Origin of the sequence: uncultured Winogradskyella sp. (assembly GCF_947501905.1) — a bacterium.
GTDB lineage: Bacteria > Bacteroidota > Bacteroidia > Flavobacteriales > Flavobacteriaceae > Winogradskyella.
In genome coordinates this window covers 189,778-207,282 of the sequence record NZ_CANMXL010000003.1, presented here as the reverse complement: position 1 = coordinate 207,282, position 17,505 = coordinate 189,778, and the positions used below count along the sequence as shown (strand labels likewise).

The window sequence follows — 17,505 nt, the reverse complement described above, 5'->3', positions numbered from 1 at the left end:
AATTTTTAATGCCTAATTTTGTGCAAAAATAATATATAGTCATGAGAAGATTGGTGTTTTTATTTCTTTTAGCCACAATTATATCTTGTAAACAAAATCCTCAAGTTGCAGAAAATAAGATTAAGGAAGATGTTAGTGTCTTAGCGGATGATAAATTTGAAGGACGACAAACAGGAACTCCTGGAGAAAAAGCAGCTTCAGATTATATTTCAGAACGATTTAAAGCTATTGGCTTATTTCCAAAAGGCACTGATGGGTTTCTTCAATCTTTTAGTTTTAAACCAAAAACAGACCCACACAAAGAAGTAGAATTTACAACTAATGCAGACAGTACAATTACAGGTCGAAACGTTATTGGTTATATTGATAATGGCGCAAAAACAACTGTAGTCATAGGTGCGCATTACGACCATTTAGGGTTTGGCGGAGAAGGTTCTTTATATCGTGAAAAAGATAAAGCAATTCATAATGGCGCAGATGACAATGCAAGTGGTGTTGCGGTTATGCTGAACATAGCAAGTCGACTAAACGTAAAAAACAACCAAGCTGAAACTAAAGACAAAAACAACTATCTTTTTATGGCTTTTTCAGGTGAAGAAATGGGGCTTTTAGGTTCTAACTACTTCTCTAAAAATCCAACAATTGACTCAAAGTCCATCAATTATATGATTAACATGGACATGGTTGGTCGCATGAAACCCGACAGTACACTTGCTGTTTATGGTTTAGGAACGTCTCCAATGTTTAAGCAAACTTTAAAAGCAAATAACGAGAAGTTTAAACTTATACAGAACGAAAGTGGTGTTGGGCCAAGTGACCATACGTCTTTTTACCTTATCGATATTCCGGTGTTGCATTTTTTTACAGGTCAGCATGAAGATTATCACAAACCAGGTGATGATTCTGAAAAGCTTAATTATGAAGGCATGGGTTTAATTTCTGATTACATTTTCACCATCATTAACGACTTGGATGATAACGGAAAACTTGCCTTTAGAAAAACAAAAAACGAGAGTGATAATGTACCTACTTTTAAAGTTGGTTTAGGCGTGGTGCCAGATTATTTATTCGATGGTAAAGGTATGCGTATTGATGGGACTCGTGAAGATACTCCAGCTACAAATGCAGGTCTGCAAAAAGGAGATATTGTCATTAAACTTGGTGAATCTGAAGTAACGGACATGATGAGTTACATGGCGGCACTTTCTACATACGATAAAGGCGATGAAACATCGATTACGGTAAAACGTGGCGACAGTATTATTGATGCTAAGGTGAAGTTTTAAACATCGTATGAAAACCAAAGCGGGTATCATACTAAAAATTCATCTTATTATTTCAGTAATAATTGTAGCTCCTGTTGCAATTATTTACGGATTTTTCCCAGATTTAGAATTCGATTTATTTCCTAAAACTATTGACAAATATAGTTTTTATAAAGCCATAATGGGTTTGTATTTAGCATTTTCTATAATTTGGATATTAGGCGTCTTTAAAAGCTCTTATTTAAAGATTGCTTTGATTAGTAACATCACTTTTATGTTAGGTTTAGGTTTTGGAAGGCTAATAAGTCTGTTTACGGATGGAGTACCAACTCAAGGTTACCTCATTGGTACGTTTTTAGAATTGTTTTTAGGATTTTATGGAATTGGGGTAATTAGTAGTAAATACTATAAAAAGCACTAATTTTGCATCAAAATAAACAGATTTGGTAAAAATTGGAGACATAGAATTAGGTGAATTCCCACTGCTTTTAGCACCGATGGAAGACGTGAGCGACCCACCATTTCGTGCTTTGTGTAAAGAACAAGGTGCTGATGTTGTGTATACCGAGTTTGTCTCTAGCGAAGGTTTAATCCGTAATGCAGCAAAAAGCGTTATGAAGCTTGATATCTATGAAAAAGAGCGTCCTGTTGGTATTCAGATTTTTGGTGCCAATATGGAAAGCATGTTACAAACCATAGATATTGTTGAGAAATCAAAACCAGATATCATTGATATTAATTTTGGCTGCCCAGTAAAAAAAGTGGTCAGCAAAGGTGCTGGAGCGGGTATTTTAAAAGATATCTGCTTAATGGAAAAGCTCACTGCCGAGATGGTAAAACGCACAAACCTACCAGTTACTGTAAAAACACGATTAGGCTGGGATCATGACTCTATCAAGATTGTAGAAGTGGCGGAACGATTACAAGATGTGGGTATAAAATCTATTGCTATTCATGGTCGTACTCGAGCGCAGATGTACAAAGGTAATGCTGATTGGAAGCCTATTGCCGCTGTAAAAAACAATCCTCGTATGCACATTCCTGTTTTTGGAAATGGTGATGTAAACACCCCTGAAAGTGCTGTGAGAATGCGAGACGAATATGGTCTGGATGGCGCTATGATTGGTCGTGCAACCATTGGTAATCCTTGGTTTTTTAAACAAGTAAAACACTTTTTTAAAACTGGAGAACATTACCGACCTATTACAATGCAAGAGCGCGTAGAAGCTGCGCGCCGACACCTACAAATGTCTATTGATTGGAAGGGTGAAACACTTGGTGTCTTTGAAACAAGGCGCCATTATACAAATTACTTTAAAGGTATTCCTGATTTTAAACCTTATCGCATGAAAATGGTTACCAGTGATGATGCTAAAGACGTTTTCGCAGCTTTTGATGAAGCCTTAGAGAAATTTGGAAATCACCAGTTTGCCTAGGCCGCTGTTTTAATCAAATCTTTAGTAATTCTCTGAGAAGCTAATTTTGAAGCAATTATTCCTAATCCAAAAATGGTAACTATTACCACTACAATATTCATTAGCTCTAATTTTACAGGATAAGGAAATTCTGGAGTTAACATTACCCATTCTAATTTTACTTGAGAGTATATAATTATTAAGCCAATAACTATACCGATGATTCCGCTTAAAATAGTCATTAAGCTTCCTTGTAAAAAGAAAACAGATTTAATCATTTTAGGCTCAGCGCCCATATTAAATAAAGTGTTTAAAGATTTCTTTTTATCTAAAATCATCATAATTATCGCGCCAATAACATTAAATAGAGAAATGATGATAACCAAGGTAAATATGAGGTAAACTGCTAGGTTTTCGGTATTCAACATTTTGAATAGTGCATCATTAAGTTGTGCTCTATTCTTAATAAGAAACTGATTGGGAAAAGCCATTTTTATTGAGTTTCTAATTGCATCTTCATCTGCTTCAGGATTTAATTTAAATTCCATGGCACTGATTTGGGTGGGCTTATAATTTAATAAAGAACGCGCCAACTCAATGTTCGAGAAAATATATTCATTATCTAAATTTTCATTTACGTTAAAAAGGCCAACATTGGTCACTACTTCAGAATTAAAATAACTTGTTCGACTACTGCCCTGACCTTTACCTGGCTTTGGGACATAAATGGTTAATGGCTTTAAAAAATTAAAAACCCCAAAAGACAAATTATTTGATATTCCCCAACCCGAAACTACATCATTACTTTCTGGACTAATCCATTGCCCTTTAGATACCATGCTGTCTATCTGCGTAACTTTTAAATAATTTTCATCCACGCCTTTAAGTGTGGCTAAAAGGTTTTTGTTTTCAGATTTTATAACAATACGCTCTTCTATTATTTTTGATACGGCCATAACACCGTCAATGTTGTTAAGTGTGTTCCATTCTTGTTCAGAAAGTTGAAATGATTTACCCTCAAGAGGTAAAATTTTTAAATCTGGGTCTGTGAAATTTGAAAAATCTAAACTGTAGTCTTTTAATCCCGCAAAAACGGATAGTACAATTAACAATGCTGCCGATGCCACTATAACACCGCCAGAAGCAATTAGACTCATAATATTAATAGCATTGTTGCTGCTTTTAGAAAACAGATATCGCTTGGCTATGTAAAATGACGTGTTCATTAACTACAGTCTTGGCATAAAATTAGACATAAAACGACTGTAATAGTTATGAATTTAAGAAGAATTAAGATTTTTTTCTTCGGTCTAATAAATCTTCATCCTTAATAGGGTTCTCTTCTCCTTTTAAAGAACGCTCAATATTATCTATATACTCCAAAGAATCGTCAATAAAAAACTCTAACGTTGGCATGCGTCTTAATTGATGACGTGTGCGCTGAGCTAATTCATGCCGAATTAATGGTGTATTAGAGCGGATACCTTTAAGTAGTTCTCCTGCCTCTTTGTTTGGAAAAATACTAAGATACACCTTGGCAATAGACAAATCTACTGTAACACTAACCTTAGATACTGATATGATAACGCCCTTTAATCCACCTTCAGAAGCTGCACGCTGTAAAACATCAACTAAATCTTGTTGAAGAATTCCTGCTATCTTTTTTTGTCTATTACTTTCCATTTTGCAAAAGTATATGTTATTTAAGTATTATAGTATTTTTACACTACAAAATTAAAGCCATAATGAATAAAATAGAACATATTGGTATCGCTGTCAAAAATTTAGAAGATTCTAACAGTCTATTTGCCGCTCTTTTTGGAAAAGAACACTATAAAATTGAAGCTGTTGAAAGTGAAGGTGTAATGACCTCGTTTTTTAAGTGCGGACCAAATAAAATTGAATTATTACAGGCTACATCAGAAGATAGCCCAATTGCAAAGTTTATTGAAAAAAAGGGAGAGGGCGTTCATCATATAGCTTTTGCGGTAGATAATATTGAAGAAGAAATAGAAAGGTTGCAGAAAGAAGGTTTTAAAATGATACACGAAAAACCTAAAAAGGGCGCTGATAATAAGTTGATTGCTTTTTTACATCCAAAATCTACAAACGGCGTACTTATTGAGTTATGTCAAGATATTGACAATTAAATTGGGTTTAATTTTCTTGTAGAGTATTAAAATATATAGTAATATTGCACACTCTTTACTTATGAAGAGTGTTGGCAAAGCCATCAGGTCCTATAGCTCAGTTGGTTAGAGCACCTGACTCATAATCAGGTGGTCCATGGTTCGAGTCCATGTGGGACCACAAATTTTAAAAGACTTTAGTATTAAACTAAAGTCTTTTTTATTTTATAAAAATACTTATAAGTCAACTATTAACAATTTGATAATCATTAATGTTAATAGCTTTTTATTTTCTTAAACATTTTATCTTACAATTATAATATTTTAGCTAAAGCTATTAATCAAAATTCAATTGTGAGAAAAAGAATACAAGAATAAAATTTTGCACAAAAAATATGTTTTTTATCGGATTTTTTTACGTTTAAAAGGTGTTTTTTAAGGTTTAAAATTTTGTCAGCATACTTTTTTTTATACATTTGCGTTAGTCTTTTATAATAAAGTATGAAGATTGCCTCAATAATTTACGGTTTAGTTCTTTTAATTCAAGGACCTTGTAGTGGTTGCCCAAGTGGTACACCGTGTGCTCCATGTTGTTTTGACCCTATGCCTTGTGGTGGTGGTCCACCCCCACCTCCTGGTTTCCCTATAGACAATTATATGTTCTTCTTATTTTTTGCAGCTTTGGCTTTTGGCATATATACCATTAAAAAAAGACAGAACAGCTTATTGTCTTAAATCGTTTAAGCGTTTTACATACTTTCCGACAACATCAAATTCTAAGTTTACATTATCACCTGCTTTCAAATCTTTAAAAGTAGTATGCTCATGTGTATATGGTATTATAGCTACAGAAAACTTATTTACCATTGAATTAACCACGGTAAGACTGACCCCATTAACAGTAATAGATCCTTTTTCAATGGTTATATTGTTTAATGTTGTATCGTATTTAAACGTATAAGACCAGCTACCATTTTCTTCAATAATATTTACACATGTCGCTGTTTGGTCTACATGCCCTTGTACAATATGACCATCTAATCGGTCTCCTAATTTCATGGCGCGCTCTAAATTTACAATGTCTCCTGCCTTAAGTTCGCCAATAGTCGTTTTATCTAGGGTTTCTTTTATTGCAGTAACAATATATTCATCATTATGAGTTGAGACGACAGTTAGGCAAACACCATTATGAGCAACGCTTTGATCTATCTTTAGTTCACCCGTAATACTACTTTTAATTGTAATATGTAAGTTGTCTTTATCTTTTTGAAGTGCTTTTACAATACCTAATTCCTCAATAATACCAGTAAACATAATTCTATTTTATAATGGTTAAATTTGCGATGTAAAGTTAAGGACAAAAAAGCACTAAGCTTATATCCGTAATAATATTAAAATTCCTTTTGTGAAAAAAGAAGACATTATAAAAGTAGGCATCTCTATAGGTGACCTCAACGGCATCGGGTCAGAAATTATATTAAAAACATTTGAAGATTCGCGCTCATTAGACTTGTGTACTCCAGTAATATTTGCCTCATCAAAAGTGATGAATTTCTTTAAAAAACATTTTTCAAGTAAAATAAGTTTTTATGAAATAAACTCGTTACATCAAATCGCCCATGGAAAGGTCAATGTCTTAAATGTTTGGAAAGAAGGTGTAAATATTCAGTTTGGTCAAGAAGACAAAAAAATAGGTGAATATGCTATCCAATCACTTGAGGCTTCAGTAGCAGCATTAAAAGAAGGGCATATAGATGTTTTGGTTACCGCACCAATAAATAAACATAATATACAATCAGATACTTTTAAATTCCCTGGACATACCGATTATCTCAATCAGCAACTAGAAGGTGATAGTCTTATGTTTATGATTTCAGAAAATCTAAGAGTAGGTCTATTAACTGACCATGTCCCTGTCAAAGATGTGCCTAGCCACATTACTGAAGAGTTAATACACCAAAAAATAAAAACTGTTTCTACGTCACTTAAACAGGATTTCGCAATTAGTAAGCCTAAAATTGCAGTTCTTGCTGTTAATCCTCATGCTGGTGATAATGGTGTTATCGGCAACGAAGATGACACGGTATTAAGACCTGCTTTAGAAAAATTAAGAAAAGAAGGTGGCTTAGTTTATGGGCCGTATTCTGCGGATAGTTTTTTTGGCTCTAACAGCTATCAAAAATTCGATGCCGTTGTTGCTTCATATCACGACCAAGGGCTTATTCCATTTAAGACCATAACCTTTGGTAACGGTGTTAATTTTACTGCTGGCTTAAATAAGGTGCGAACCTCTCCAGATCACGGTACTGCTTATGAAATTGCTGGAAAAGGTGAGGCTGATGAAAGCTCTTTTAAACGCGCTATGTTCACTGCTATTGAAATATTTAGGAAGCGACGAGATTATAATTTTTACTCTAAAAATCCTCTAAAAAAAATGTCTCGTTAGATATTAACATTTTTTGTTGATATCTAGGCCTCTATATAGAAAAAAGTATTATATTTGCACGCTCAAAATGAATGTGATAATGAAACCAATGAAAGCGTATACAATACAATTTGTAGGGCTAAAAGTAGGAGAGCACCATTTTGATTATCAAATTGATAATGCGTTCTTTTTAGAATTTGATTTTGATGAATTTAATGAGGCTGACCTTAAAGTGGATCTTCTTTTTGAAAAGAAAACAACCCTTTTAGAGTTAAACTTCAGTGTCAAAGGCACCGTTAATGTTAACTGTGATGTTTCTAATGAACCTTTTAATCAAAGCATTAAAGATACATTTAAGCTAGTGATTAAATTTGGTGAAGAATACAATAATGACAATGAAGAGATATTAATTATCCCTCATGGTGAATATCAAATTAATGTTGCTCAGTACATCTATGAACTTATTGTTTTAGCTGTGCCGGCAAAAAAAGTTCATCCTGGCATAGAGGATGGCACATTACAATCTGATATATTAAATAAATTAGAAGAATTAAGTCCTGAAGAAGGCAAGGCAGAAGAAAATAATACCGAGGAAACAGATCCTCGTTGGGATACATTAAAAAAACTATTAACGGATAAATAACATTTAAAATGGCACATCCAAAACGCAAAATATCTAGAACAAGAAGAGACAAAAGAAGAACGCACTATAAAGCTACTGTTCCTCAAATTGCAACTTGCCCTACAACTGGTGAGCCTCACCTTTACCATAGAGCGCACTGGCATGATGGTAAGCTTTATTACAGAGGTCAAGTTCTTATAGACAATTCTGCTGAAGAAGAAAACTTAGCATAGATATTATGCACGCATATAATAAAACGCCCACTTTTGGGCGTTTTTTTTGTTTTATTGCTTCTAATCGTTCAAAAACCACTTAATTTGCATAATTATTTGCTTAAAATGGCGAAAATGAACGATTTTTAGCTGATTTTTCGATAGTTTTAATTAATCTAAACGCTAATAATGAGTAAAATTACAGCGGCTATAACAGCTGTAGGAGGCTATTTGCCTGATTTCGTTTTATCTAACCAGATTTTAGAAACAATGGTTGATACTAATGACGAATGGATTACTACACGCACAGGAATTAAAGAAAGACGTATTCTTAAAGAAGAAGGCAAAGGCACTTCTTTTTTAGCAATAAAAGCAGCAGAAAACCTTATAGAAAAAAGCGGTGTCGACCCAAAAGAGATTGATTTAGTTATCGTTTCTACAGCAACACCAGATATGAAAGCAGCTTCTACCGCTGCATATACAGCCACACAGATTGGTGCTGTAAACGCTTTTTCTTATGACTTAGAGGCAGCTTGCTCAAGTTTCTTATTTGGTATGTCAACTGCGGCTGCCTATATAGAATCTGGGAGATATAAAAAAGTATTGCTTATTGGAGCCGATAAAAATTCATCTTTTATTAATTATGAAGATCGCGCTACATGTATCATTTTTGGAGACGGTGGTGGCGCTGTTCTTTTTGAGCCTAACGAAGAAGGTTTAGGGCTTCAGGATGAATTACTAAGAAGTAATGGCGAAGGAAGAGAGTTTTTGAGAGCTCAATATGGTGGGTCTTCTTATCCAATTACTGCAGATACTTTTAATGACGGCTCACATTACGTTTTTCAAGATGGTAAAACAGTTTTTAAGAATGCCGTTTTTAATATGGCAGATGTAGCAGAGCGAATCTTAAAAAGAAACAACCTTACCAATGCTGATGTTAATTGGTTGGCTGCCCATCAAGCTAATAAACGTATTATAGACGCTACAGCTAACAGAATTAACCTTGAGGAAGATAAGGTGATGATGAATATACAGAAGTATGGAAACACGACTTCTGCAACCCTACCGCTTTTATTAAACGATTACGAATCGCAGCTTAAAAAGGGCGATACAATAATATTCGCTGCCTTTGGCGGTGGATTTACTTGGGGGTCTATTTATTTTAAATGGGCCTATAACTCATAAAAACTAACTAATTATAACAACTGAATAACTATGGATTTAAAGGAAATTCAAAACTTAATTAAATTTGTTGCTAAATCTGGCGCAAGTGAGGTTAAGTTAGAAATGGACGATGTTAAAATTACCATTAAAACTGGCTCAGAAAATGAGACAACTATCGTTCAACAAATGCCTGTTGCTACAACTCCTATGATGCCGCAAGCAGCTCCGATTGCAGCTCCTACCCCAGCAGCTGAAACTCCTGCTCCTGCAGTAGCAGACGATTCTAAATATGTTACTATAAAATCACCAATAATTGGTACCTTTTACCGTAAGCCGTCCCCAGACAAACCTGTTTTTGTTGAGGTTGGTACAGACATTAAAGAAGGTGATGTGTTGTGTGTCATCGAGGCTATGAAGCTTTTTAATGAGATTGAATCTGAAATCTCAGGTAAAATTGTAAAAGTGTTAGTAGATGATTCATCTCCTGTAGAATTTGATCAACCACTATTCTTGGTTGACCCATCATAACAATTGAAAATTCCAATCCACAAATCCCAAACCCAATTCTTGGAATTTGGTGCTTGGAAGTTGAATTTTTAAATTAAAAGTTATGTTTAAAAAAATATTAGTTGCCAATAGAGGAGAAATAGCACTTCGTGTTATTAGAACCTGTAAAGAAATGGGTATTAAAACTGTAGCTGTTTACTCTACAGCAGATGCAGATAGTTTGCCAGTGAAATTTGCCGATGAAGCCGTTTGTATTGGTCCCGCACCAAGTAATGAGTCTTATTTGAAAATGGCAAATGTAATTGCTGCTGCAGAAATCACTAACGCTGACGCTATTCATCCTGGCTATGGTTTTCTGTCAGAAAATGCTAAATTTTCTAAAATTTGTGAAGAGCACGATATCAAATTTATTGGTGCGTCTCCAGAAATGATTGACCGTATGGGAGACAAGGCAAACGCCAAGGCTACTATGAAAGCTGCCGGCGTGCCATGTGTGCCTGGAAGCGAAGGTGTTATTGAAGATTATAAAGAGTGCGAAAAGCTTGCCAAAGAAACAGGTTACCCTGTAATGCTTAAAGCATCTGCTGGTGGTGGTGGAAAAGGTATGCGTGCTGTTTGGAAGCAAGAAGATTTAAAAGACGCTTGGGATTCTGCAAGGCAGGAATCAAAGGCTGCTTTTGGAAACGATGATATGTATATGGAAAAGCTTATAGAAGAGCCGCGCCATATAGAAATTCAAGTTGTTGGAGACTCTACGGGCAGAGCTTGTCATTTATCTGAACGTGATTGTTCTGTACAAAGACGTCATCAGAAATTAACAGAAGAAGTACCTTCTCCTTTTATGACAGATACATTGCGTAAAAAAATGGGGAAAGCCGCCGTAAAAGCTGCTGAATATATTAAATATGAAGGCGCAGGAACTGTTGAGTTTCTAGTGGATAAGCACCGTAATTTCTACTTTATGGAAATGAACACACGTATCCAAGTAGAGCATCCTATTACTGAGCAGGTTATTGATTTTGACTTGATTAGAGAACAAATTAAAGTAGCCGCTGGTATTCCAATTTCTGGAAAGCACTATACGCCAAATTTACACTCTATTGAATGCAGAATTAATGCCGAAGACCCATATAACGACTTCAGGCCTTCTCCAGGAAAAATTACTGTTTTACATGCGCCGGGGGGGCATGGGGTGCGTTTGGACACACATGTATACGCTGGCTATAGTATTCCGCCAAATTACGATTCTATGATTGCGAAGTTGATTACTACAGCGCAAACACGTGAAGAGGCAATTAATAAAATGAAAAGAGCCTTAGATGAGTTCGTTATCGAAGGTATTAAAACTACAATTCCTTTTCATAGAGAATTGATGGATCACCCAGATTATTTGGCTGGTAATTATACTACTAAATTTATGGAAGATTTTGAAATGCCAAAACAACAAGATAATTAAAAAAGGCCCTCAAAAATGAGGGCTTTTTTTATACGTTTATTTTTTCTATATCAATGGGTTTTCCTAGATAGACAAGTTTCCAGTTTTCACCAATATCTTCTACCTCGTTATTATGGGAGGAAATAATAATTAATTCGCCATTATTATCTTTTAAGAATATAGGTATAACATCTTTATCGGTCTTTGTTAATTCAATTATACTATTATAATGCTTCATATTATCTACTACAATTTCTTGAACACTTGGGTAATTTTTACTCACATTCATTAAAGATTCATAGTCATCTGTATGAGAAAACAAACCTTCTTTTGGATTGTTGTTTTCGTCTCGCATTTCATCTTTAGAAACTAGGCGAAATGCGCCATTTTCTCCAAACTGTTTACTAAACTTTGTTATGGCATATTTATTAATATCTGGGCTCCCCGTTAAAGCCATTAAATAACCTACGTCATTTAGTTCAATATTATCCGACAATGTGTTAGAGTAAATATCTGTAGAAATAGCGTCTAGACCCATTTCCTTTGCTTTTTCAATATTGGTTTGGTTGCTGTCGATTAACACCACATTTCTATTATTGGTGTCTAAATAATGTGCCAATAAACGAGATACTTTTGAGGCGCCAACAATTAAAATTCCGTCAGATTTGGTCAAAAACACACCAACCACTTTAGCAAAAAGTCTAGCTGTTGTGGCGTTAAGCAAAACAGTACCTAAGACAATCATAAATACTAGTGGGGTAATATATTCTGCACCTTCAACGCCTTGCTTTATAAGTTTACTTCCAAATAGAGAGGCAATTCCTGCTGCCACAATTCCTCTTGGCCCCACCCAACTCACAAAAAGACGCTCATTCAGATTTAAACTAGATTTATGTGTACTTGCAAAAACTGCAAGTGGCCTTATTATTAAAACCACCACTAAGAATAAAACTGCAGTTTTCCAACTGTATAACAGATATAAATCTTCAATATTGATATTAGCCGCCAAAAGAATAAATAATATTGAAATCAGTAATACACTAAGTGATTCTTTAAAGTAGAGTAGCTCTTTGAGGTTTTCTAGTTTACTGTTTCCTAAAACCATTCCCATTACAACAACAGCTAAAAGCCCAGATTCGTGAGCAAAAATTTCAGATTCAACAAAAACAAGAAGCACAACCGAAAGCGAAACAACATTCAATAAATAATGGGGAATTAATTTTTTGTTAATCGCAAAAGCTAATCCGTGTGCAAATGTAAAACCAAAGGTGGTTCCGAATAAAACAATTTTTCCAAACTCCATAAAAGCGGTTTTAGTAAAACCACTATCGCCCTCAACGCTTATAAATTCAAAAACTAAAACTGCTACTAATGCTCCAATCGGGTCAATTAAAATACCTTCCCACTTCAATACTGCAGATATGTCTTTCTTTAACGGGATATTTCTTAAGATGGGCGTTATTACTGTTGGTCCAGTAACTATAATTAGTCCTGAAAATAAAAAAGAAAGTTCCCAACTTAAACCAAATAAAAAGTGCGCAGCCAATCCAGCTCCAAAAAAAGTTATAATAGCCCCTACAGTAATCAGCTTAGTTATGACAGGTCCCACATTTTTTACTTCATTTCTCTTAAGCGTTAAACCTCCTTCAAATAAAATTATGCTTATAGCTAAGGACACAAAGTAGTATAAGCTTTCGCCTGGAAAAAGGCCTTTTTCACCATTCCACATGGGTTCTATCCATTTTTGCTTATCATCAGATAAAAACTCTGCAGCAATGGGCCCTACCAATAAGCCTATTAAAATTAATGGTAAGATTGCTGGAATTTTAAGTCGCCAAGCGACCCATTGTGCTAAAATTCCTAAAATTATAATACCTGCTAGTTCAATCATTTTCTTTTGGTATAGTTAAATCATAAAATTATAAATATACATTAAAAACATCGGAAATAGAGAACTAACATACATCATAGAAAATGGTAATAAACTCTTAAGTTTATGGGTGGTCTGAGGCATATTTCTTATTTTCGTTTCTTATGAATTTATACCCTATTGAAGCAGGAAATTTTAAACTTGATGGCGGTGCCATGTTCGGCGTGGTTCCAAAATCACTTTGGCATCGTACAAACCCCGCTGATAATAATAACATGATAGATATAGCGGCACGTTGTTTATTGATTGAAGATGGTAATCGCCTTATTTTAATCGATACCGGAATGGGTAATAAGCAAAGCGAAAAATTTTACGGCTACTATCACCTTTGGGGCGATAATTCTATTGATAAGTCACTAGCCTCTTATGGGTTTCATAGGGATGATGTAACAGATGTGTTTATGACGCATTTACACTTTGACCATTGTGGCGGAAGTATTCAGTATAACAAAGACAGAACAGTTTTAGAGCCAGCTTTTAAAAATGCAGATTTCTGGAGCAATAAAGATCATTGGGCTTGGGCCACCTTACCAAATAGACGTGAAAAAGCTTCTTTCCTAAAACAAAACATATTACCCATGGAGGAAAGCGGACGGCTTAAGTTTACCTCACTTCCAAACAATTCTATTTTAAACAATTCAGAATTGGGTTTTGATATTTTCTTTGCCAACGGCCACACAGACAAACAAATGATACCAATGATTAATTATAAAGGTAAAACCATTTGTTTTATGGCAGATTTACTACCAACGGCTGGTCATTTACCAATTCCATTTGTTATGGGTTATGATACTAGACCTTTATTGACTCTAGATGAAAAAGAACAGTTTTTAAATCTAGCCGCAAACAATAATTATTATTTATTTTTAGAGCATGATGCTCATAATCCAATTATAACTGTAAAACACACTGAAAAAGGTGTTAGACTTAATGAGGTTTATACCTGTAAAGACATTTTCTAAACTAATATATATTATGAATTACAACAAAAAACTCTTAATTGCTTATACGTTTTTAGCTTCTGTTTTGGTAAGCTGTGGTGGGGCGCCACTTATTTCTACCCCTATAGAAAATATAGACACCTCTCCGTTAAAAGTTGCCGAATTAACTAAAGCTGAAAAAGAAAATTGGGGACATCTCGACCTTGAAAAGGATACGATTCCTGGAATGGGTGTTGACCGTGCTTATGCAGAAGTTATTAACGGTAATAAAGGCAAAAAAGTTATTGTAGCTGTCATAGATTCTGGTATTGATATTGACCACGAAGATTTAGATGGTGTTATTTGGACTAATAAAGACGAAATCCCAAACAACGGAAAAGACGATGATAATAATGGATATGTTGATGATATTCACGGTTGGAATTTCTTAGGAAAAGCTTATGATGAACAATTAGAATTAACGCGTATAGTTGCCAATGGTGATGCTAATGCGCCAAGATATGCAGAAGCAAAAGCAGAACTAGACAAAACTGTCACAGAAAATCAGGCCTATAAAACCAGAATAGAGCAAATAAATACAGCATTTTTGCAGGCAGATAAAGCTGTGGCTACTCATCTTAAAAAAGAAGATTACACACCAAAAGAAGTCAATGAAATTAAAACTGAAGACGAAACACTTCTTAATCATATCGCTGTTTTAAATCAGATTTATGGTTTTGGATTAGAAGATTCTGCTGCTGCAAAAAAAGCTCTAAAAGGTGAAGTTGAACGCATTAACGAGAGCTTAAACTACAACTACAATGTTAGCTTTAAAGGCCGTAAAACAGGTGATAACCCTGATGACTTTGACAGCTATCCTGGTTATGGTGATGGTAACGTAAAACCAGTAAAGAAATCGGAAAGTCATGGTACGCATGTCGCTGGTATTATTGCTGCTGAGCGCAATAATGGAAAAGGTGCTAACGGTGTGGCAAATAATGTGGAGATTATGTCTATTAGAGCTGTACCTAACGGCGATGAGTATGACAAGGATGTTGCAAAAGCCATACGTTATGCTGTAGATAACGGGGCAACTATAATTAATGGAAGTTTTGGTAAGTCTTTTTCACCTCATAGTGATTGGGTAAGAGATGCTATAAAATATGCTGCAGATAAAGATGTACTAATTGTACATGCTGCTGGTAATGATAGTAAAGACATCGATGTGGAGCCTAATTTCCCTGCGGATAATATCAATGGAAAAGAAGTGGCAGACAATTACATTTCTGTTGGTGCTTTAGCTCCAAAATACGGAAGCGGGATGGTAGCAGGTTTTTCAAATTATGGTGATAAAAATGTAGATATTTTTGCTCCAGGCGCGCAAGTATATTCTACAACTCCTGAAAACGAATACGGCACAAAGGGTGGAACTTCAATGGCCGCTCCTGCTGTTGCGGGTATTGCTGCTTTAATACGATCTTACTATCCAAATCTATCGGCTGTGCAAGTTAAAAACGTTATTCTTGATAGTGGATTACCTTTAACAACAAAAGTTGTCGTTGGTGGAGATGCAGAAAATGTGCAACCGTTCTCAAATTTGTCAAAAAGTGGGCGTATAGCAAATGCTTTTAACGCATTAATTATGGCTTCTAAATTATAATTATTTATGAAAAAAATAGTTTCTATTCTAGCAATTGCCTGTGTTTTGATGTCTTGTGACGGTTCAAAACAGGCGGTTCAAAATAACAGTTTTCAATCAGTAACAACTAATACTTCTAACAGTTACTGGCAACAACATGTCGATTATAAGATGAATATAGACATGAACACGAATAATTATCAGTACAAGGGTGACCAGACATTGGTATATACTAATAATTCGCCAGAGGCATTAAATCGTGTGTATTATCATTTATACTTCAATGCTTTTCAGCCTGGTAGTGAAATGGATGTGCGTTCGCGCACAATTTCTGACCCAGATCGACGTGTTGGAGATAGAATTAGTAAACTAAAACCAAGTGAAATAGGCTATATAAAAGTGAATTCTCTATCTCAAAACGGAACTGCTTTGGCTTTCGAAACTGTTGGGACTGTTTTAGAAGTAAAACTCAATAAACCTATTCAACCAGGGGAAAAAGTGACTTTTAAAATGGATTTTGACGCTCAAGTGCCTATTCAAATTCGTCGTTCAGGTAGAAATAATGCCGAAGGTGTAGCGCTATCTATGACGCAATGGTATCCAAAATTAGCCGAGTATGATGATGAGGGTTGGCATGCAGACCCGTATATAGGAAGAGAGTTTCATGGTGTTTGGGGAGATTTTGATGTGTCTTTGACAATCAATAAAGATTATGTTGTTGGTGGTACTGGTTATCTTCAAGGAGAACCAACCATCAATGGTTCTAAAAAAACAATGCGTTTTTTAGCACCTAATGTTCATGATTTTACTTGGGCTGCAGACAAGGATTATATTCATGATACTTATAAGATGGTCAATGGGCCCGTTTTAAACTTCTATTACAAAAAAGATTTGCCTGCTGAAAACTTAAAAAACTGGAAGGATTTACAAGCAGACACAGCAAAACTAATGACTTTTTTCTCAGAAAATATTGGTAAATATCCATATGATCAATATTCAGTTATTCAAGGTGGCGATGGCGGTATGGAATATGCCATGTCCACTCTAATTACAGGAAAGAGAAGTTATGGTAGTTTACTTGGCGTAACGGCTCATGAATTAGCACACACCTGGTTTCAGTTTTTATTAGCAACTAACGAAGCGAAACACGAATGGATGGATGAAGGCTTTACAAGCTATATTTCTGCATTAGCAATGAATGATTTGAGAGATAAGCCAAGAGAAAACCCGACTTCTGGTTCTTACCGCGGTTATTTGGGCCTTGCTAAATCTGGTGTTGAGCAGCCCCTAACAACACATGCTGATAGATATAACTTAAATGGGGCTTATGGGGCTTCGGCCTACAGTAAAGGTGCTGTTTTTATTGCACAATTAGGTTATGTTATTGGTGAAGATAATTTGAAGAAAACATTAAAAAAGTATTACAAAGATTTTGCCTTTAAACACCCTAAACCAATGGATATTATAAGAACTGCAGAAAAAGTTACAGATTTTGAATTAGATTGGTATCTCATCGATTTTGCGCAAACAACTAATACAATTGATTATGGTGTTAAATCTATAAATGGCTCAACAGTAACCTTAGAGCGCATAGGCCCAATGCCAATGCCGATAGATGTGAGTGTGACATATGCTGATGGTTCAAAAGAAGATTTTTATATTCCGTTACAAATGATGCGTGGAGAAAAACCAACCAAAGCTAGTATTGTTGGTGATTGGGCATGGGCATATCCAACTTACGATTTAAAAACCGCAAAAGACGTAAAGTCTATCGAAATTGACCCATCGCAAATGATGGCTGATATAGATAGAACTAATAATGTTTCAAGTCTATAATTAATA

The 17,505-nt window shown here is 35.1% G+C and carries 18 protein-coding genes and 1 tRNA gene; 15 read left to right on the top strand and 4 right to left on the bottom strand.

What is annotated here, in order from left to right; translation table 11 throughout:
- The first annotated feature begins 41 nt into the window (after window positions 1–41).
- The 3 genes from Q0770_RS07795 to dusB are packed head-to-tail and all read left to right on the top strand — an operon-like array spanning window position 42 to window position 2,701.
- A complete protein-coding gene (locus tag Q0770_RS07795) occupies window positions 42–1,286 on the top strand; it encodes a M28 family peptidase (protein WP_299115715.1) in 1,245 nt (414 codons plus the stop codon).
- Window positions 1,287–1,293: 7 nt separating this feature from the next.
- On the top strand, window positions 1,294–1,686 hold the full coding sequence (locus tag Q0770_RS07790) for a DUF4345 domain-containing protein (RefSeq protein ID WP_299115713.1): 393 nt from the start codon (window positions 1,294–1,296) through the stop codon (window positions 1,684–1,686).
- A gap of 22 nt (window positions 1,687–1,708) precedes the next feature.
- Window positions 1,709–2,701: a tRNA dihydrouridine synthase DusB gene (gene dusB, locus Q0770_RS07785; RefSeq protein WP_299115711.1), complete on the top strand. Its 993-nt coding sequence runs from the start codon at window positions 1,709–1,711 to the stop codon at window positions 2,699–2,701.
- Here the strand turns inward: dusB and Q0770_RS07780 are convergent.
- Window positions 2,698–3,906 carry an FtsX-like permease family protein gene (locus Q0770_RS07780; RefSeq protein WP_299115709.1) on the bottom strand — a complete coding sequence of 403 codons (1,209 nt, stop codon included), beginning with the start codon at window positions 3,904–3,906 and terminating at the stop codon, window positions 2,698–2,700. The genes dusB and Q0770_RS07780 overlap by 4 nt on opposite strands.
- 64 nt (window positions 3,907–3,970) lie before the next feature.
- Window positions 3,971–4,363, bottom strand: a complete 393-nt coding sequence (rbfA, locus tag Q0770_RS07775) for a 30S ribosome-binding factor RbfA (RefSeq protein WP_299115707.1) — start codon at window positions 4,361–4,363, stop codon at window positions 3,971–3,973.
- Window positions 4,364–4,425: 62 nt separating this feature from the next.
- Between rbfA and mce the strand changes: the two genes are divergently transcribed.
- From mce to Q0770_RS07760, 3 genes are all read left to right on the top strand, one after another.
- Window positions 4,426–4,830 (top strand): methylmalonyl-CoA epimerase, encoded by a 405-nt coding sequence (mce, locus tag Q0770_RS07770; protein WP_299115705.1) that lies wholly within the window; start codon window positions 4,426–4,428, stop codon window positions 4,828–4,830.
- A gap of 86 nt (window positions 4,831–4,916) precedes the next feature.
- A tRNA-Ile gene (locus Q0770_RS07765) sits at window positions 4,917–4,990 on the top strand.
- A gap of 320 nt (window positions 4,991–5,310) precedes the next feature.
- On the top strand, window positions 5,311–5,544 hold the full coding sequence (locus Q0770_RS07760; RefSeq protein ID WP_299115703.1) for a hypothetical protein: 234 nt from the start codon (window positions 5,311–5,313) through the stop codon (window positions 5,542–5,544).
- On the opposite strand, the gene Q0770_RS07755 is transcribed toward Q0770_RS07760, so the two are convergent.
- On the bottom strand, window positions 5,533–6,123 hold the full coding sequence (locus Q0770_RS07755) for a riboflavin synthase (RefSeq protein WP_299115701.1): 591 nt from the start codon (window positions 6,121–6,123) through the stop codon (window positions 5,533–5,535). The two genes, Q0770_RS07760 and Q0770_RS07755, sit on opposite strands and share 12 nt — an antisense overlap.
- A gap of 91 nt (window positions 6,124–6,214) precedes the next feature.
- Here Q0770_RS07755 and pdxA point away from each other — a divergent pair, with 91 nt between their 5' ends.
- From pdxA to accC, 6 genes are all read left to right on the top strand, one after another.
- Complete coding sequence (gene pdxA / locus Q0770_RS07750; RefSeq protein WP_299115699.1) at window positions 6,215–7,255, top strand: 4-hydroxythreonine-4-phosphate dehydrogenase PdxA; 1,041 nt, start codon at window positions 6,215–6,217, stop codon at window positions 7,253–7,255.
- Window positions 7,256–7,334: 79 nt separating this feature from the next.
- Window positions 7,335–7,877 carry a DUF177 domain-containing protein gene (locus Q0770_RS07745; RefSeq protein ID WP_299115697.1) on the top strand — a complete coding sequence of 181 codons (543 nt, stop codon included), beginning with the start codon at window positions 7,335–7,337 and terminating at the stop codon, window positions 7,875–7,877.
- An 8-nt stretch (window positions 7,878–7,885) separates the two neighbouring features.
- On the top strand, window positions 7,886–8,089 hold the full coding sequence (gene rpmF / locus Q0770_RS07740) for a 50S ribosomal protein L32 (RefSeq protein ID WP_296345562.1): 204 nt from the start codon (window positions 7,886–7,888) through the stop codon (window positions 8,087–8,089).
- A gap of 168 nt (window positions 8,090–8,257) precedes the next feature.
- The gene (locus Q0770_RS07735; RefSeq protein WP_299115695.1) at window positions 8,258–9,253 is read left to right on the top strand and encodes a beta-ketoacyl-ACP synthase III; all 996 of its coding nucleotides are present in this window, start codon (window positions 8,258–8,260) and stop codon (window positions 9,251–9,253) included.
- 30 nt (window positions 9,254–9,283) lie between these two features.
- Complete coding sequence (accB, locus tag Q0770_RS07730) at window positions 9,284–9,760, top strand: acetyl-CoA carboxylase biotin carboxyl carrier protein (protein WP_299115693.1); 477 nt, start codon at window positions 9,284–9,286, stop codon at window positions 9,758–9,760.
- Window positions 9,761–9,842: 82 nt separating this feature from the next.
- Window positions 9,843–11,195, top strand: coding sequence for an acetyl-CoA carboxylase biotin carboxylase subunit (gene accC, locus Q0770_RS07725; RefSeq protein ID WP_299115691.1), 1,353 nt, complete (start codon window positions 9,843–9,845; stop codon window positions 11,193–11,195).
- Between the two features lie 28 nt (window positions 11,196–11,223).
- Here the strand turns inward: accC and Q0770_RS07720 are convergent, their stop codons facing one another.
- Window positions 11,224–13,065: a sodium:proton antiporter gene (locus Q0770_RS07720; protein WP_299115689.1), complete on the bottom strand. Its 1,842-nt coding sequence runs from the start codon at window positions 13,063–13,065 to the stop codon at window positions 11,224–11,226.
- Between the two features lie 143 nt (window positions 13,066–13,208).
- Here Q0770_RS07720 and Q0770_RS07715 point away from each other — a divergent pair, with 143 nt between their 5' ends.
- Genes Q0770_RS07715 through Q0770_RS07705 form a run of 3 tightly spaced genes read left to right on the top strand, consistent with a single transcriptional unit; the run spans window position 13,209 to window position 17,499 of the window.
- Entirely contained in the window at window positions 13,209–14,066 is an 858-nt protein-coding gene (locus tag Q0770_RS07715) for an MBL fold metallo-hydrolase (RefSeq protein WP_299115687.1), read from the top strand.
- Window positions 14,067–14,079: 13 nt separating this feature from the next.
- Complete coding sequence (locus Q0770_RS07710; RefSeq protein ID WP_299115685.1) at window positions 14,080–15,684, top strand: S8 family peptidase; 1,605 nt, start codon at window positions 14,080–14,082, stop codon at window positions 15,682–15,684.
- Between the two features lie 6 nt (window positions 15,685–15,690).
- On the top strand, window positions 15,691–17,499 hold the full coding sequence (locus Q0770_RS07705; protein WP_299115683.1) for a M1 family metallopeptidase: 1,809 nt from the start codon (window positions 15,691–15,693) through the stop codon (window positions 17,497–17,499).
- Window positions 17,500–17,505 lie beyond the last annotated feature (6 nt).

Excerpts from the sequence above, each read along its gene's own strand:
- Q0770_RS07720 (WP_299115689.1), bottom strand. The coding sequence starts at position 13,065 with ATGATTGAACTAGCAGGTATTATAATTTTAGGAATTTTAGCACAATGG.
- Q0770_RS07780 (WP_299115709.1), bottom strand. The coding sequence starts at position 3,906 with ATGAACACGTCATTTTACATAGCCAAGCGATATCTGTTTTCTAAAAGC.
- rpmF (WP_296345562.1), top strand. The coding sequence starts at position 7,886 with ATGGCACATCCAAAACGCAAAATATCTAGAACAAGAAGAGACAAAAGA.
- Q0770_RS07710 (WP_299115685.1), top strand. The coding sequence starts at position 14,080 with ATGAATTACAACAAAAAACTCTTAATTGCTTATACGTTTTTAGCTTCT.
- Q0770_RS07745 (WP_299115697.1), top strand. The coding sequence starts at position 7,335 with ATGAAACCAATGAAAGCGTATACAATACAATTTGTAGGGCTAAAAGTA.
- Q0770_RS07760 (WP_299115703.1), top strand. The coding sequence starts at position 5,311 with ATGAAGATTGCCTCAATAATTTACGGTTTAGTTCTTTTAATTCAAGGA.
- Q0770_RS07755 (WP_299115701.1), bottom strand. The coding sequence starts at position 6,123 with ATGTTTACTGGTATTATTGAGGAATTAGGTATTGTAAAAGCACTTCAA.
- Q0770_RS07795 (WP_299115715.1), top strand. The coding sequence starts at position 42 with ATGAGAAGATTGGTGTTTTTATTTCTTTTAGCCACAATTATATCTTGT.
- Q0770_RS07705 (WP_299115683.1), top strand. The coding sequence starts at position 15,691 with ATGAAAAAAATAGTTTCTATTCTAGCAATTGCCTGTGTTTTGATGTCT.
- accB (WP_299115693.1), top strand. The coding sequence starts at position 9,284 with ATGGATTTAAAGGAAATTCAAAACTTAATTAAATTTGTTGCTAAATCT.
- Q0770_RS07715 (WP_299115687.1), top strand. The coding sequence starts at position 13,209 with ATGAATTTATACCCTATTGAAGCAGGAAATTTTAAACTTGATGGCGGT.
- Q0770_RS07790 (WP_299115713.1), top strand. The coding sequence starts at position 1,294 with ATGAAAACCAAAGCGGGTATCATACTAAAAATTCATCTTATTATTTCA.
- rbfA (WP_299115707.1), bottom strand. The coding sequence starts at position 4,363 with ATGGAAAGTAATAGACAAAAAAAGATAGCAGGAATTCTTCAACAAGAT.
- mce (WP_299115705.1), top strand. The coding sequence starts at position 4,426 with ATGAATAAAATAGAACATATTGGTATCGCTGTCAAAAATTTAGAAGAT.
- Q0770_RS07735 (WP_299115695.1), top strand. The coding sequence starts at position 8,258 with ATGAGTAAAATTACAGCGGCTATAACAGCTGTAGGAGGCTATTTGCCT.
- accC (WP_299115691.1), top strand. The coding sequence starts at position 9,843 with ATGTTTAAAAAAATATTAGTTGCCAATAGAGGAGAAATAGCACTTCGT.